Source organism: Geodermatophilus sabuli, from assembly GCF_900215145.1.
GTDB classification, from domain to species: domain Bacteria; phylum Actinomycetota; class Actinomycetes; order Mycobacteriales; family Geodermatophilaceae; genus Geodermatophilus; species Geodermatophilus sabuli.
The window spans coordinates 119,698-134,564 of record NZ_OBDO01000001.1 but is presented as its reverse complement, the minus strand read 5'-3'; the positions used below and the strand labels follow the sequence as shown (position 1 = coordinate 134,564).

At 73.9% G+C, this 14,867-nt stretch carries 13 protein-coding genes; 4 read left to right on the top strand and 9 right to left on the bottom strand.

The features are described from left to right. Window positions 1–14: 14 nt before the first annotated feature. Window positions 15–311, bottom strand: coding sequence for an ATP-dependent Clp protease adapter ClpS (gene clpS / locus CRP39_RS00690; RefSeq protein WP_097203521.1), 297 nt, complete (start codon window positions 309–311; stop codon window positions 15–17). Window positions 312–417: 106 nt separating this feature from the next. Between clpS and CRP39_RS00685 the strand changes: the two genes are divergently transcribed. Continuing rightward, complete coding sequence (locus tag CRP39_RS00685; protein ID WP_097203520.1) at window positions 418–1,701, top strand: nicotinate phosphoribosyltransferase; 1,284 nt, start codon at window positions 418–420, stop codon at window positions 1,699–1,701. A 13-nt stretch (window positions 1,702–1,714) separates the two neighbouring features. Next, complete coding sequence (locus CRP39_RS00680; protein ID WP_097203518.1) at window positions 1,715–2,290, top strand: isochorismatase family protein; 576 nt, start codon at window positions 1,715–1,717, stop codon at window positions 2,288–2,290. Between the two features lie 83 nt (window positions 2,291–2,373). On the opposite strand, the gene serB is transcribed toward CRP39_RS00680, so the two are convergent. From serB to CRP39_RS00655, 5 genes are all read right to left on the bottom strand, one after another. Next, window positions 2,374–3,633, bottom strand: a complete 1,260-nt coding sequence (gene serB, locus CRP39_RS00675; protein ID WP_097203516.1) for a phosphoserine phosphatase SerB — start codon at window positions 3,631–3,633, stop codon at window positions 2,374–2,376. Window positions 3,634–3,766: 133 nt separating this feature from the next. After that, entirely contained in the window at window positions 3,767–5,518 is a 1,752-nt protein-coding gene (ctaD, locus tag CRP39_RS00670; protein WP_097203515.1) for an aa3-type cytochrome oxidase subunit I, read from the bottom strand. Between the two features lie 125 nt (window positions 5,519–5,643). Beyond that, a complete protein-coding gene (locus CRP39_RS00665; protein WP_245853457.1) occupies window positions 5,644–6,510 on the bottom strand; it encodes a putative RNA methyltransferase in 867 nt (288 codons plus the stop codon). Next, entirely contained in the window at window positions 6,507–7,736 is a 1,230-nt protein-coding gene (locus CRP39_RS00660) for an MFS transporter (protein WP_097203513.1), read from the bottom strand. Before CRP39_RS00660 ends, CRP39_RS00665 begins: the two co-directional genes overlap by 4 nt. Then, window positions 7,733–8,236 carry a metallophosphoesterase family protein gene (locus CRP39_RS00655; RefSeq protein WP_216359559.1) on the bottom strand — a complete coding sequence of 168 codons (504 nt, stop codon included), beginning with the start codon at window positions 8,234–8,236 and terminating at the stop codon, window positions 7,733–7,735. Before CRP39_RS00655 ends, CRP39_RS00660 begins: the two co-directional genes overlap by 4 nt. A gap of 91 nt (window positions 8,237–8,327) precedes the next feature. On the opposite strand from CRP39_RS00655, the gene CRP39_RS00650 reads away from it, so the two are divergent. After that, window positions 8,328–9,875 carry an MFS transporter gene (locus tag CRP39_RS00650; RefSeq protein ID WP_216359558.1) on the top strand — a complete coding sequence of 516 codons (1,548 nt, stop codon included), beginning with the start codon at window positions 8,328–8,330 and terminating at the stop codon, window positions 9,873–9,875. A gap of 96 nt (window positions 9,876–9,971) precedes the next feature. On the opposite strand, the gene CRP39_RS00645 is transcribed toward CRP39_RS00650, so the two are convergent. The 3 genes from CRP39_RS00645 to CRP39_RS00635 form a co-directional block, all read right to left on the bottom strand. Then, entirely contained in the window at window positions 9,972–10,916 is a 945-nt protein-coding gene (locus CRP39_RS00645; protein ID WP_245853455.1) for a cytochrome c oxidase assembly protein, read from the bottom strand. Window positions 10,917–11,061: 145 nt separating this feature from the next. Then, window positions 11,062–11,985, bottom strand: a complete 924-nt coding sequence (locus tag CRP39_RS00640; RefSeq protein ID WP_097203508.1) for a cation diffusion facilitator family transporter — start codon at window positions 11,983–11,985, stop codon at window positions 11,062–11,064. Window positions 11,986–12,130: 145 nt separating this feature from the next. Beyond that, a complete protein-coding gene (locus CRP39_RS00635) occupies window positions 12,131–13,201 on the bottom strand; it encodes a M23 family metallopeptidase (RefSeq protein ID WP_097203506.1) in 1,071 nt (356 codons plus the stop codon). Between the two features lie 290 nt (window positions 13,202–13,491). Between CRP39_RS00635 and CRP39_RS00630 the strand changes: the two genes are divergently transcribed. After that, window positions 13,492–14,673 (top strand): alcohol dehydrogenase catalytic domain-containing protein, encoded by a 1,182-nt coding sequence (locus CRP39_RS00630; protein WP_097203505.1) that lies wholly within the window; start codon window positions 13,492–13,494, stop codon window positions 14,671–14,673. Window positions 14,674–14,867: the final 194 nt, after the last annotated feature.

Genomic DNA, 14,867 nt, shown 5'->3' with positions numbered 1-14,867 from the left:
GCTCGCGGACCCGCTCACGTGTCCCGCTGGAAGCTGGCCCACAACCCGTAGGCGTGCAGCCGGTTCGTGTCGTGCTCCATCCGCTCGCGGGGCCCGGAGCTCACGATGGCCTTCCCCTCGTGGTGCACCTCGAGCATGAGCGCGGTCGCCGTCGCCTCGTCGTAGCCGAACAGTTCCTGGAACACGTAGGTCACGTACGTCATGAGGTTGACCGGGTCGTCCCAGACGATGGTCACCCAGGGCCGGTCGAGGTCGCCGTGCTCCTCGACCGTCGTCTCCGGCGTCCGTGTCGGCGCAAGGGGTCCGCCCACTCCCCCACCTTAGGACGCCCACCCATCCGGCTGCGCCCGCTCCCCCACCTCGGGACACCACCACTCGACGGGTCGCGCCCGGCGCGGCCGCCTACGCTCCGGAGCCATGTCGACGGGTCCCGCCCTCCTCACCGACCGCTACGAGCTCACGATGGTCGCCGCCGCGCTCGCGGACGGGACCGCCGACCGCGACTGCGTCTTCGAGGTCTTCGCCCGTCGCCTGCCGCACGGCCGCCGCTACGGCGTCGTCGCCGGCACGAGCCGGCTGCTGGAGGAGCTCCCCCGGTTCCGCTTCTCCGACGAGGACCTCGCCACCCTGCGGGACCAGGGGCTGACCGATGCGCGGCTGCTCGACTGGCTGGCCGCCTTCTCCTTCAGCGGCGACGTCGACGGCTACGCCGAGGGCGAGTTCTTCTTCCCCGGCTCCCCCGTGCTCACCGTGCGCGCGCCGTTCGCCGAGGGGGTGCTGCTGGAGACGCTGATCCTGTCGGTCCTCAACCACGACAGCGCGATCGCCTCGGCCGCCGCCCGGATGGTCGCCGCCGCCTGCGAGCGGCCCTGCATCGAGATGGGCTCCCGGCGCACCCACGAGCAGGCCGCCGTCGCCGCGGCCCGCGCCGCCCACCTGGTCGGCTTCGGGAGCACCTCCAACCTGGAGGCGGGCCGCCGCTACGGCGTCCCGACCACCGGCACCAGCGCGCACGCCTTCACCCTCCTGCACGACGACGAGGCCTCGGCCTTCCGCGCCCAGCTCGCCGCCCTCGGGGTCGGCACCACCCTGCTGGTGGACACCTACGACGTCGACCAGGGCATCCGGACGGCGATCGAGGTGGCCGGCCCGGAGCTCGGGGCGATCCGGCTGGACTCCGGCGACCTCCCCACACTGGCCACGCACGCTCGGCAGCTGCTCGACGAGCTCGGCGCCACGAACACGAGGATCATCGTGACCAGCGACCTCGACGAATACGCGATCGCCGGCCTCATGGCCGCGCCGGTCGACGGCTACGGGGTGGGCACCTCCCTCGTCACCGGCTCCGGCGCCCCCACGGCCGGGATGGTCTACAAGCTGGTGGAGCGCGACGGTGTCCCGGTGGTGAAGCGGTCCGAGGGCAAGAACTCCGTGGGCGGCCGCAAGCACGCCGTCCGCCGTCACTCCGCCGACGGGACGGCGACCGCGGAGGTCATCTGCAGCGGTCCCGTCACCCCCGAGGACGGCGACCGGCAGCTGGTCGTCGAGCTGGTGCGCGGCGGCCGGGTGTGCGAGCCGGCGTCACCTCGTGAGGCCCTGGTCGCGGCCCGCGCGCACCACGAGCGGGTGCGCGCCACGCTGCCCCAGGAGGCGTGGGCGCTGTCGCGTGGCGACTGTGCCATCGAGACGGTCACGGCCTGAGGAGGGATCGACGATGCCCCGCGCACTGGTGGTGGTCGACGTGCAGAACGACTTCTGCGAGGGCGGCAGCCTCGCTGTCGCCGGCGGGGAGGCGGTGGCGGCCGCGATCAGCGAGCACGTCCGCCGCCACGGCGGCGACTACGCCCACGTGGTCGCCACCCGCGACCACCACGTCGACCCGGGCGGCCACTTCGCGGCCGCACCGGACTTCGTCGAGACCTGGCCCCGCCACTGCGTCGTCGGGACCGGCGGCGTCGAGCTGCACCCCCGGCTGGACCGTGAACCCCTCGAGGCCGTGTTCGACAAGGGCGAGTACGCCGCCGCCTACTCCGGCTTCGAGGGCCGGGCGGGCGGCGTGCCGCTGGCGGACTGGCTGCGCGCGCACGACGTGGACGTCCTGGACGTCGTCGGCATCGCCACCGACCACTGCGTGCGGGCCACCGCGCTGGACGCCGTCCGGGAGGGCTTTGCCACCCGCGTGCTGCTGCCACTGACGGCCGGCGTCAGCGAGGCCACCACCGAGGCCGCCCTCGACCAGCTCCGCACCGCCGGCGTCGAGCTGGAGGGCTCGGTGCACCGCCCGGGGTGAGGCCCGCCGCGATCATGGCGTCGTGACCGACCGGGCACGGGGATCGATGGTCACCGCGCCGTGATGGCCGGCCGGCAGGTCACTCACGGCACCGCGTCGAGGACCTCGTCCCGGGTGAAGCCGAGCACCTGGAGGACCGCGTCCAGGTAGGGCTGGTTGAGAGCGGTGTGCGCCTGCTCCCGGACGTAGGGCTTGGCGTTGAAGGCGATGCCGAGCCCGGCGGCGCTCAGCATGTCCAGGTCGTTGGCGCCGTCCCCCACGGCCACCGTCTGGTCCAGCGGGATGCCGTACTGGTCGGCGAAGCGGGCCAGTGCCCGCGCCTTGCCGGCCCGGTCCACGATCTCGCCCACCAGCCCTCCGGTGAGGCACCCGTCGGCCACCTCGAGGGTGTTGGCCGCCGCGAAGTCCAGCCCGAGCTGGGCGGCGAGCGGGTCGGTGATCTGCGTGAACCCCCCACTGACGATGCCGCAGCGGAACCCGAGCCGCTTCAGCGTCCGGATCAGCGTGCGCGCGCCGGGGGTCAGCACCAGGTGCTCGCGCACCTCGTCCAGCACCGAGACCGGCAGCCCGGCCAGGGCTCCGACCCGGGCCCGCAGCGACTCGGCGAAGTCCAGCTCGCCGTTCATGGCGGCGGCGGTGATGCGGGCGACCTCCGAGGCCCGGCCGGCGCGCGCCGCCAGTTCGTCGATGACCTCGCCGCGGACGAGCGTGGAGTCGACGTCGAGCACGATCAGCCGCTTGCTGCGGCGGGCCAGGCCCACCTGCTCCACGGCGATGTCGGCGCCGGTCGTGGCCGCGACGGAGGCGAGGGCGGTGCGCAGCTCGGTGGACTCCGCCCCGCTGACGGTGAGCTCGAAGCTGGTGACGGGGTAGTCCGACAGCCGGCGGATGGCGTCGATGTTGCCGCCGATGCCGGCGATCGCCGACGCGGCCCCGGCAACGGCTGCGGGCGGCACGGGGCGGCCGAGCACGATGACGTGGTGCGCCCGCCCACCCGGGCCGCGCTGCTCGGTGACGGAGTCGACCTGCACCTGCATGCCCGTCGCTGCGGCGACCTCGGCCGCGAGCCGGGTCAGCCGGTCCAGGAAGGCCGCCTCGTCCACCGGCGCACCGCCGTCGAGCGCGACGGCGGTGACCTCCACGCCCAGCACCAGCTGACCGTGGACGACGACCTGCTCGACGTCGGCCACCTCGATCGCGCGTCGCCCCTCACCGGCGTCGGCCAGGGCGGTGAACAGCCGCGCCGTCACCCCGGGGTGGTCCTCCCCGGTGACGGTCAGCAGCGCCCGGGGGACCGCGGGGCAGGGGTCCGACGTCGTCCGGGGAGTGGGGTCGAGCGGCACCGCGCCATCGTGCCCCACGGGCCCGGGGGGTCCGTGAACCGCCCCGGACACGACGACGCCCCGCCGGCCGGTTGGCCGACGGGGCGTCGCGGGGAGCCCCCCTCCGGGCGAGTCGGGCGCGGAGGGGACGTGCTCAGCTCGGGTCGGGGTCGTTCGGCCCCTGCCGCTGGCCGCCCGTGCCACCCAGCTCGGAGGCGTAGGGCTCGTGTCGATTGCCGGCGTGCGCCTCGCGCTGCAGGCGCTCCAGCAGGTGCGGGTAGTGCGCCTCGAACGCGGGCCGCTCCGAGCGGATCTTCGGGATCTCGGTGAAGTTGTGCCGCGGCGGCGGCGACGACGTCGCCCACTCCAGGGAGTTCCCGTGACCCCAGGGGTCGTCGCGCACGGCGAGGGCCCCGAAGCGCCATGACTTGAAGACGTTGAACAGGAACGGGATCGTCGAGGCGCCGAGCACGAACGAGAAGATCGTCGAGATCGTGTTCAGCGTGGTGAACCCGTCGGTGGGCAGGTAGTTGACGTACCGGCGCGGCATGCCCTCGTTGCCCAGCCAGTGCTGGACGAGGAACGTGCCGTGGAAGCCGATGAAGGTCAGCCAGAAGTGCAGCTTGCCCAGCCGCTCGTCCATCATCCGGCCGCACATCTTCGGGAACCAGAAGTAGATGCCGGCGTAGGCGGCGAACACCACGGTCCCGAAGACGACGTAGTGGAAGTGGGCCACGACGAAGTACGAGTCGGACACGTGCCAGTCCAGCGGCGGGCTGGCCAACAGCACGCCGGTCAGGCCACCGAGCAGGAACGTGACCATGAAGCCGACCGAGAACAGCATCGGCGTCTCGAAGGTCAGCTGCCCCCGCCACATGGTGCCGATCCAGTTGAAGAACTTGATGCCGGTCGGCACGGCGATCAGGTAGGTCAGGAAGGCGAAGAACGGCAGCAGCACCGCACCGGTGGCGTACATGTGGTGCGCCCACACGGTCAGCGACAGGGCGCCGATGGCCAGGGTGGCGAAGACCATGCCCTTGTAGCCGAACAGCGGCTTGCGGCTGAACACCGGGATGACCTCGGTGATGATGCCGAAGAACGGCAGCGCGATGATGTAGACCTCGGGGTGCCCGAAGAACCAGAACAGGTGCTGCCACAGCAGCGCCCCGCCGTTCTCCTCGGAGTAGATCAGCGCACCGAGGTTGCGGTCGGCCAGCAGGGCCAGCAGCGCGGCGGTGAGGATCGGGAAGGCCAGCAGGATCAGGATGCTGGTCACCAGCGCGTTCCAGGTGAAGATCGGCATCCGGAACAGCGTCATCCCGGGTGCGCGCAGACAGACGATCGTCGCGGTGAAGTTGACGCCACCCAGGATCGTGCCCAGACCGCTGACCGCCAGGCCGGTGATCCACAGGTTGCCGCCGGCGCCCGGTGAGTTCGTGACGTCCGACAGCGGGGTGTAGGCCGTCCAGCCGAAGTCCGCGGCGCCGCCGGGGGTCAGGAAGCCCGACAGGGCGACGATCGACCCGAGCAGGAACAGCCAGAAGGAGAAGGCGTTCAGCCGCGGGAACGCGACGTCCGGGGCGCCGATCTGCAGCGGCATGATCAGGTTGCCGAAGGCGAAGAACAGCGGCGTCGCGAACATCAGCAGCATCACCGTGCCGTGCATGGTGAACAGCTGGTTGTACTGCTCCGGGGAGAGGAACTGCAGGCCCGGCTGGGCCAGCTCCCCACGGATGAGCATGGCCATCAGCCCGCCCAGCAGGAACCATGCGAACGAGGTGGCCAGGTACATGAGGCCGATGGTCTTGTGGTCGGTGGTCCGCAGCAGGTTCGAGAGCCGCGAGCCCTTCTCGACCTCGTGAGCCGGGCTCGGCCGGCTCACGATCGGCGCCGGTGCGATCGTCACGGCCGCAGCTTAGACGGTGCCTCGGCGTCACCTCCTGCCGACGGTGGGGGGCGCGCCGCCCCCGCTGGCCGGTGCCGCGTGACCCCGGCTCCGACCGTTGCCGGATCGTGACCGGGGACGCACGGTCAGCCGTCCCGGACCCAGCTGGTGACGTCGACCGACACCGTCACCGCCGTGCGGTCCGGGAGGGCGGCGACGGCCGTCGCGAGGTCGCCGGGTGTGAGGTGGCGGGCGTGCGGGCCCATGCCGACGAGGGTGGCGACCGCGACCCCGTCCAGCTCCAGCCGCGTCCGGTGCCCGACGGCGGCGACCGGCCGCAGGTGCGGCTCCAGGGTGGTGGTGAGCCGGCGGGCCTTGTCCGGGTCGACCCGGAGCAGCCCGAGCGGCTCGACCAGCTCGGCGAGGTGGTCGGCGGCGGGCGTCACGACCACCAGCCGGCCGCCCGGGCGCAGCACGCGGGCGGTCTCCGGCCCGTTGCGGGGAGCGAACACGACGAGCACCCGGTCGACGACGGCGTCCCGCACCGGGAGCCGCGCCCAGGAGTCGGCGACGACGGCGACCGCCCGTGGGTGGACACCGGCGGCCCGCCGCGCCGCGTACCGGGAGGAGTCGAGGACGACGCCGACCGCGTCGGGCAGGCGGTCGAGGACGCCGGCCAGGTGCTGCCCGGTCCCACCGCCGAGGTCCAGCAGGGCCCTCGGCGGGGCGCCGTCCCCGGCGGCGACGGCGTCGGCCAGGGCGGCGGTGATGCCGGCGTAGTGCCCCGCCGCCAGGAAGGCGACCCGGTCGGCGACCATCGCCGCGGAGTCGCCGGACGGCGGGACGTGCCCCGGGGGCAGCAGGGTGACGTGGCCCTGCCGGGCGCGGTCGAACGCGTGACCCGCGGGGCAGCGCAGGCCGGCGTCGTCGGGCAGGGACGACAGCGGCGCGCCGCAGACGGGGCAGGCCAGCAGGTCGACCGCGCGCGGCGGCCAGGGCCGGCGGGCGCTCACCGGGCCGCTACCGCGCCGGGCCGGGCGGCAGGGGTCCCGAGGCGCTCCGCCGCCCGTCCGGGCACGACGCCGACGGCCACGGCAGCGGCGGCGGCACCCGCGGCGAAGGCGGCGGGGTAGCCGGGGCCGTCCTCGACGAGCAGCGCGACCAGTGGCACGGTCGCCGCGGCCGACAGGTTCTGCGCGGTGTTGTGCGCGCCCAGGGCCCGGCCGGCCCAGCCGGCCCCGGCCTGCTCGGCCACCGAGGTGAACGCCACTCCGTTGGGACTCACGGTCACCACCGTCGCCAGGACCACGGCGGCCGCGGCCGCGGCGGGCCCGAGGACCGCCGGGGTCAGGGCGGCGACACCCGCCAGGAGGGTGCCGACGACCGCTCCGGCAAGGGCGAGCAGCCGGAGGGGGTGGAGCCGGCTGCCCACCCGGTCCGACCACGCGCCGGCTCCCAGCCGGGCGGCGGCACCGCCGAGCTGGGTGACCGCGAGCAGCGTCCCGGCGGCCGTCGCCGCCCACCCTCCCTCCCGGACGAGGTAGTCGAAGGCGAAGGCGGCCACGACGAACTGGGGGACGACGAGGAGCGTGCTCGCCGCGTGCACCCGCCACAGCACCGGCGACCGGTAGGGCGAGACCGCGCGGGAACCGCCGGCCGCCGGCTCCGGTCGCGCCGGGTCGCGGACCAGCATGCCGATCAGGACCGCGGCCAGCCCGCACCCGGCGGCGAGGAAGGCGAACGCCCCGCCCGTACCGCCGCCCGCCAGCCGCGGGAGGACCAGCGCCGCCACGCCGACACCGATCGGCTGCCCCATCTGCCGGATCCCCATCGCCAGACCGCGCTGGCGGGCGGGGAACCAGCCCAGCACCAGCCGCCCGCTCGCCGCGTGCACCGAGGCGCTGCCGGCCCCGGCCAGCAGCAGCCACAGCCCCAGGGGAAGGGGCGCACCCGACGACGCCGCGCCGGCGAGCGCGACCGCGGCGATCGCGAGCCCCGAGGTCAGGACGAGCCGCTCGCCGTACCGGTCGGCGAGCGCGCCCCACAGCAGCAACGTCAGCACGAGCCCCGCGACGGGCGCGCTGACCAGCAGGCTGATCGTGGCGAGGCTCAGCCCCTCCGCCCGCAGCGCCACGGTGAGGAACGGCAGCCCGTTCTGGGCCGCGCAGGCGGCGACGAGCCCGACCAGGCCCACCCCGAGGTGGCGCCAGCGGGAGGGGGCGGCGTCCTCTCCCGTCACCTCGGGACCGGGTGGAAGGTCACGTCGTGGAGCCGGCCCCCGGCCGCCAGCGCGGTGACGAACGTGCCGTGCGGCTGCCGACGGCGGTCGGTCGGCGACCCGGGGTTGAGCAGCCGCAGCCCCGTGCCGGCGGTGGTGTCCCAGGGGATGTGGCTGTGCCCGAAGACCAGCAGGTCGGTGTCGGGGAACCGGGCGGCGCAGCGCGCCTCGCGCCCCGTGCGGTCCCCCGTCTCGTGGACGACGGCCAGCCGGATGCCCTCGATCTCCGCGCGGGCCACCTCCGGCAGCCGCTCGCGCAGCGCCCCGTGGTCGTTGTTGCCGTGGACCGCGAGCAGCCGCCGGGAGCGCTCCTCCATCCGGTCCAGGAGCGCGACGTCCACCCAGTCCCCGGCGTGCACGACGACGTCGGCGGCCTCGATCGCGGCCCACAGGACATGAGGTAGGTCACGCGCACGCTTGGGGACGTGCGTGTCCGAGGTGAACACCAGGGAAATCGGCACGCCGACATGGTCGCAGGCAGCTAGGTTCCGCAGTCGCCGCACAGCGGCCGCCGTCGCCGCCCCCTCCCGCACGACCTCTCGAGGACCACCCATGACTGACCCCATGTCCACGCGCGCCTCCGGCGCCGGCCACGTCGGCGAGGAGCCGTACCCGAGGCGGTGGCTGGCCCTGGCGGTCATCGCCGTCACCGTCCTCCTGGTCATCCTCGACGCCACCATCGTCAACATCGCGCTGCCGGCCGTGTCCGCCGACCTGCAGATCAGCGCCGCCAGCCAGCAGTGGATCGTCACCGCCTACACGCTCACCTTCGGCGGCTTCCTGCTGCTGGGCGGGCGGATCGCCGACTTCTGGGGCCGCAAGCGCACCTACCTCGTCGGCGCCGGTGGTTTCGCCGTCGCCTCCGCCCTCGGCGGCATCGCGCAGAACGAGGCGATGCTCTTCGGTGCCCGCGCCCTGCAGGGAGCCTTCGGCGCGCTGCTGGCGCCGGCCTCGCTGGCCCTGCTGACCGTGCTCTTCACCGACGCCAGGGAGCGGGCGAAGGCGTTCGCCGTCTACGGCGCGATCGCCGGGGGCGGTTCGGCGGTCGGCCTGCTGCTCGGCGGCGTGCTCACCGAGTACGCCGACTGGCGGTGGTGCTTCTGGGTGAACCTGCCGGTGGCGATCGTCGCCATCGTCGCGGCCATCCCGATCGTGCCCGAGAGCCGCGCGCCGGGTGACACGAGCTACGACATCCCCGGCGCCGTCCTGGTCACCGCGGGCATCGCGTCGTTCGTCTACGGCTTCACCCAGGTCGCGGAGAAGTCGCAGGAGAACGCGGCCGCCGGCAGCACCGACAGCGGCTGGACCGACCCGGCCGCGCTGGCGTTCATCGTGGTCGGCGTGGTGCTGGTCGCGGCGTTCGTCGTCCTGGAGCTGCGGATCCGCAACCCGCTGCTGCCGATGCGGATCATCCTGGACCGCAACCGGGGCGGGGCCTACCTGACCTCGACGCTGGTCGGCGCCGGTCTGATCGGCGCCTTCTTCTTCCTGAGCCTGTACTTCCAGCAGGTGCTGGAGTACAAGCCGGTGCACGCCGGCATCGCCTCACTGCCGGTGACCCTGGGCGTGCTCGTCTCCGCCGGTGCGGCGAGCGCGCTCGTGGTCAAGGTCGGCCCGAAGCCGCTGATGGTGCTCGGTGGCCTGCTGGCCGCCTCGGGCCTGTTCGTCCTGTCGTTCCTCGCCGTCGACAGCGGCTTCTGGTCGCTGGCGTTCCCCGGCCAGGTGCTGCTCGGCCTGGGCCTCGGCTTCACCTTCGTGCCGCTGTCCAACCTCGCCCTGGTGGGGGCTGGTGCGCACGACGCCGGCGCGGCCAGCGCCGTGCTCAACGCCACCCAGCAGGTCGGCGCCTCGATCGGCACGGCGCTCCTGGCGACGCTGTCCGTGGGTGCCATCACCGACTACATGACCGACGTCGCCACCTCGGGGGGCGACCCGCAGGACCCGGCCGTGGCGCTGCAGGCGCAGGTCGAGGGCTACACCACGGCCTTCACCTGGGCGGCGGCGCTGCTGGTCCTGGGTGCGCTGGTCTCCGCGGTGCTGATCAAGGCCACCAAGGAGGACCTCCCGGCCGACAGCGACGCCGTCGTCCACGTCGGCTGAGCAGCCGGCCACGACCAGGTGACCTGCTCGGGGTGCGTCCTCCCTCACCGCGGGCCGTGAGGGAGGACGCGCTGCGCTGCGGGAGGACGCCGTGCGTCAGTTGCCGGCGCCGCCCCTCGCCGCCATGGCGCGCAGGCGCTGGTTGTAGGCCTCCAGCTCGGCGTCCTCGGTGCGGACGGCGGTGCGGTCGATCCGCTGGGCCCGGCGCTCCTCGGACCCCATCCAGGAGAACAGCACCACGATCATGACGAAGACCGTCGGCAGCTCACCGAAGGACCATGCGATGCTGCCGGCGGTGCTCTGGTCCCCGAGCGGGTCCACGCCCCAGCCGGACGGCGGGTTGGCGAAGGTCCCCACGACCAGCGAGGTGGACATCATCACGGCGACGCCGAAGAAGGCGTGCAGCGGCATCGGGATGAGCAGCTCCAGCAAGCGGCCGCCGTGGCCGGTGGTCCGGGGCCAGGGGTCCTGACCGAGGATCGGGCCGAAGAACAGCAGCCCGGTCACCGTGAAGTGGGCGAGCATGAACTGGTGCCCGACCGGGTCGTCCATGAGCGCGTCGAAGACGGGCGTGAAGTAGACGCCGTAGAGGCTGGCCAGGAACAGCGGCAGCGTGAACGCCGGGTGGGCGAGGAACCGCGCGACCCGGCTGTGCAGTGCGTCCAGCAGCAGGGCCCGCGGCACGCCCGCCACTCCCCTGCCGCGCGGCAGCGTGCGCAGCGCGAGGGTGACCGGGGCGCCCACGAGCAGCAGCAACGGCGACACCATCGACAGCACCATGTGCTGGGCCATGTGCACGCTGAACAGCACCATGCTGTAGCCGTTGAGCCAGGTCCCGGTCACGGCGAACAGGGAGAGGCAGCCGGCGATCCAGGCTGCCGTCCGCCACCACGGCCAGGCCACGCCGGAACGGCGCAGGAGGGCCACCGCCACCAGGTAGCCCACGATCCCGAGCAGGCTGAGCACCGCCAGCACCGACCAGCCGTCCAGGTGCGGCAGGAACATCCGCCCCCAGGTCGGCGGCTCGCTGGGCACCCACATGCCCGAGTGATGACCGTGCTCCACCGCTGCGCCTCCCCAGGTCCCGACTGCGCTCCCACTGTCCCACCTGGTGACGCACTGGAACGGCCACCCGTCAGGGCCCCGCGCCGGGCCTGCGAGTCGTGGGGGGAAGGGTGGTCCTCCTTCAGTCGTGGACCGGGGCCTCGTGCCCGGCGTGGGCCGCTGCCTCGAGCTGGAAGGTGCAGTGCGCGACGTCGAAGTGGTCGCCCAGGCAGACGCAGAGCGCGTCGAGCACCCGCCCCCCGTGACCGGCGTCGAGGGCCTCGTCGGTGACGACGACGTGGGCGGAGAGCACCGGGAGGCCGGAGGTGATCGTCCAGGCGTGCAGGTCGTGGACGCCGAGCACGCCGTCCACCGCGAGGATGTGCGCCCGCACCGAGTCCATGTCCACGCCCCGCGGAGCGGCCTCGAGCAGCACGTCCACAGCCTCGCGCAGCAGCGACCAGGCCCGGGGCAGGACGAGCAGGCTGATCCCGATCGAGGCGACGGTGTCGGCCGGTGTCCAGCCGGTGGTGGCGATGACGACGGCGGCGACGATGACCGCCACCGAACCGAGGGCGTCGGCCAGCACCTCGAGGTAGGCCCCGCGCACGGTGAGCGAGTCGCCACGACCCCGGTGCAGCAGGGCCAGCCCACCGAGGTTGACGACGAGGCCGGCACCGGCGACGGCGAGCATCACGCCCGAGCCGATCTCCGGGGGGTCCCCGATCCGGCGCACCGCCTCGACCAGCACGTAGACGGCGACGGCGAGGAGCAGCAGCCCGTTGGCGACGGCGGCGAGGATCTCCACCCGCTGCCAGCCGAAGGTCCGGCGGCCGCGCGGCGGGTGCTGGGCCAGCGTGACCGCACCCAGCGCCAGGCCGATCCCGAGGGCGTCGGTGGCCATGTGCCCGGCGTCGGCCAGCAGGGCCAGCGAGCCCGAGACCAGTGCGCCGACGACCTCGGCGGCCATGACGGCGACGGTGAGGACGAGGACGACGGCCAGCCGGCGCCGGTAGGCCGCCGAGGCGGTGACCGGGCCGTGCGCGGAACCGTGGTCGTGCCCCATCAGCCGCCCGCCTCCGTACCGCGCCGCACACCGCGAGTGTGCCGCAACGCGCGACGCCCTCCGCCGGACCGGCCGGCGGAGGGCGTCGCGCGGCCCCGCTGCGGGGGTCCAGCCCCGGGCCTGCGAGGGCAGCGGGGTCCTTGCCTCAGATCTGGACGCCGCGCTCCCGCAGCCACGGGAGGGGGTCGATCTTCTGGCCGTCGGGGCCGCCGATGCGCACCTCGAAGTGCAGGTGCGGACCGGTGGACCGGCCCCGGTTGCCGAGCAGCGCGATGGTGTCGCCGGCGCGGACCACCTGACCGGGCGAGACGAGGATCTCCTCCATGTGCCCGTAGACGGTGACGTCGCCGTTCTCGTGCTGGATGTAGACGGCGTTGCCGTAGCCGCTGGCCGGGCCCGCCTCGAGGACGATGCCGTCCATCGCGGCGTACTCGGGGGTGCGCATCGGGGCGGCGAAGTCGATGCCGGCGTGCTGGGTGCCCCAGCGGGCCCCGAAGGTGCTGCTCAGCCGGGCGCCGTCGACGGGCAGGACGGCCTTCGGGCGGGCCGCCTCCGCCGCGGCCTCCGCGGCCAGCCGGTCGGCGTCGGCCTGCACCTGGGCCGCGGCGGCCTGCTCGGCCTCCCGGGCGGTGCGGCTGGCGGTCATCTCCTCCAGCCGGGTGGCGGCGTCGACCTCGACGGCGGCACCGGACTGCTGGGTCAGCCCCAGCTCCTCGGCCACGCTGACGGAGGCGGCGGCCTCGGCCGGGTCCGTCTGGGCCGCCGGTCCACCGGCGGAGAACAGCCCGAGGCCCGCGGCGCCCACGAGGGCGGCCGCCAGGTAGAACGCGCGGCGGCGGGACAGCACCGGCGGGAGGGGACGGCGGTGCCGGCCACGCTGCCCACCGGTGACCACCGGGACGGCGGTCTCGGCGCGCTCCGGCACGGGGTCGGCGGCGGACCGGTCGGTGAGGGCGTCGATGCCGGCCCGGGCCGTGGCCTCGGCGAGCCCGCTGAGGCCGGCGAGGTCGGTGACCTCGCCGAGCGCCCGCTGGTCGGTGTCCGACGGCTGCGCGTCCCCGGAGCGCGGCGTCGGGATGGTGTGGGTGGCCGGCTCCCCCGCCGGCGTCTGCTGCTGTCGCGGGGACGGGACCGCGGCCCGGTCGAGGAGGGTCTGCTCACCCGGGACGGGTGCGGACCCCTCGGCGAGGAGGCGGTCGTCGTGGAGCTGAGTCATGCACCTGGCTTCCGGAGGGGACAGGACGTCGTGCGGTGCCCGGGGGAGCGGACGGGGTCCATGTAAACATGCCGTTATCTGATCGTGATCCTTGAACCAGGCTCTTGACCTGCGCTTTTGTGATCCGGAACACAGGAACACCCCATTGCTCTTGACCTCTGCGTATACCGCGCAGTGCGCTGAGTGATCGGCACGCCGACGGCGGCCAGATGTACGGGCGATGCACCTCACGGGAGGGCAGGAGGGCTCTGTCGGGCCCCTCCGACGCGGATCTCGAGGAGCACACCCCCATGCGCGCAGTGACCTGGCACGGGCGGGCGGACGTCCGGGTGGACACCGTCCCCGACCCCACGATCCAGGACCCGACCGACGTCGTCATCGAGGTGACCTCGAGCGGTGTCTGCGGTTCCGACCTCCACCTCATCGAGGTGATGGCGCCCTTCATGACGGTGGGCGACGTGATGGGCCACGAGCCGATGGGCATCGTGCGCGAGGTGGGCTCGGAGGTCACCGCCGTCAAGGCCGGGGACCGGGTCGTCGTCCCCTTCAACATCTCCTGCGGCACCTGCTGGATGTGCTCGCAGGGCCTGCAGTCGCAGTGCGAGACGACGCAGAACCGCGACAAGGGCTTCGGCGCCTCCCTGTTCGGCTACACGAAGCTGTACGGCCAGGTGCCCGGAGGACAGGCGGAGTACCTGCGGGTGCCCTTCGGGAACACGCTGCCTATCAAGGTGCCCGCCGGCCTGCCCGACGACCGGTTCGTCTACCTCTCCGACGTACTGCCCACCGCCTGGCAGGCCGTCCAGTACGCCGCGGTCCCGCCCGGCGGCACGCTGCTGGTCCTCGGGCTCGGCCCGATCGGCGACATGTGCACCCGCATCGCCCACCACCTGGGCATCGAGAACGTCCACGCCTCCGACGTCGTCCCCGAGCGGATCCAGCGCGCGACGGCTCGCGGCACGCACGTCATCCGCTCGACGCGCAAGGACGACGTCGTGCAGGCCATCCAGGACGCGACCGACGGCCGGGGCGCCGACGCGGTCATCGACGCCGTCGGCATGGAGGCGCACGGCTCCCCGCTGGCCTCGATCGCGCAGAAGGCGACCGCGATCGTCCCCGACGCGGTCATGGAGCGGGTCATGCAGGTGGTCGGCGTGGACCGGCTCGCCGCGCTCAACACCGCGATCGACGCCGTCCGCCGCGGCGGCACGATCTCGCTGTCGGGCGTCTACGGCGGCGCCACCGACCCGCTGCCGCTGATGCGGATGTTCGACAAGCAGATCCAGCTGCGCATGGGGCAGGCCAACGTGTGGCGCTGGGTGCCCGACATCCTGCCGATCCTCACCGAGGGCGACCCGCTCGGCGTCGACGACTTCGCCACCCACCACGTGCCGCTGGAGCAGGCGCCGGAGGCCTACGCGAACTTCCGGGAGAAGAAGGACGGCGCCGTCAAGGTGCTCCTCAAGCCCTGACCCCCGGGCGCGGAGCCGCGGACGTGCCCGGGCACGTCCGCGGCTCCGCGCCGCCCTGTGAGCAGGCCCACCCGGGATCCGGGGCATGCCGACGCCGCGCATCGCCTTGGCCTGGGAGAGGGTCGTCGCTGACCCCCGGCAGGACGACGCAGTCCGAGCCATCGCCGTACTCGTCGTCCTCCTGGAGTCCCCCT

What these genes read in the sequence shown, in the direction of transcription:
- CRP39_RS00645 (WP_245853455.1), bottom strand. Translation starts at nt 10,916, where the DNA reads ATGTGGGTGCCCAGCGAGCCGCCGACCTGGGGGCGGATGTTCCTGCCG.
- CRP39_RS00650 (WP_216359558.1), top strand. Translation starts at nt 8,328, where the DNA reads ATGACTGACCCCATGTCCACGCGCGCCTCCGGCGCCGGCCACGTCGGC.
- CRP39_RS00685 (WP_097203520.1), top strand. Translation starts at nt 418, where the DNA reads ATGTCGACGGGTCCCGCCCTCCTCACCGACCGCTACGAGCTCACGATG.
- CRP39_RS00630 (WP_097203505.1), top strand. Translation starts at nt 13,492, where the DNA reads ATGCGCGCAGTGACCTGGCACGGGCGGGCGGACGTCCGGGTGGACACC.
- CRP39_RS00635 (WP_097203506.1), bottom strand. Translation starts at nt 13,201, where the DNA reads ATGACTCAGCTCCACGACGACCGCCTCCTCGCCGAGGGGTCCGCACCC.
- CRP39_RS00640 (WP_097203508.1), bottom strand. Translation starts at nt 11,985, where the DNA reads ATGGGGCACGACCACGGTTCCGCGCACGGCCCGGTCACCGCCTCGGCG.
- CRP39_RS00680 (WP_097203518.1), top strand. Translation starts at nt 1,715, where the DNA reads ATGCCCCGCGCACTGGTGGTGGTCGACGTGCAGAACGACTTCTGCGAG.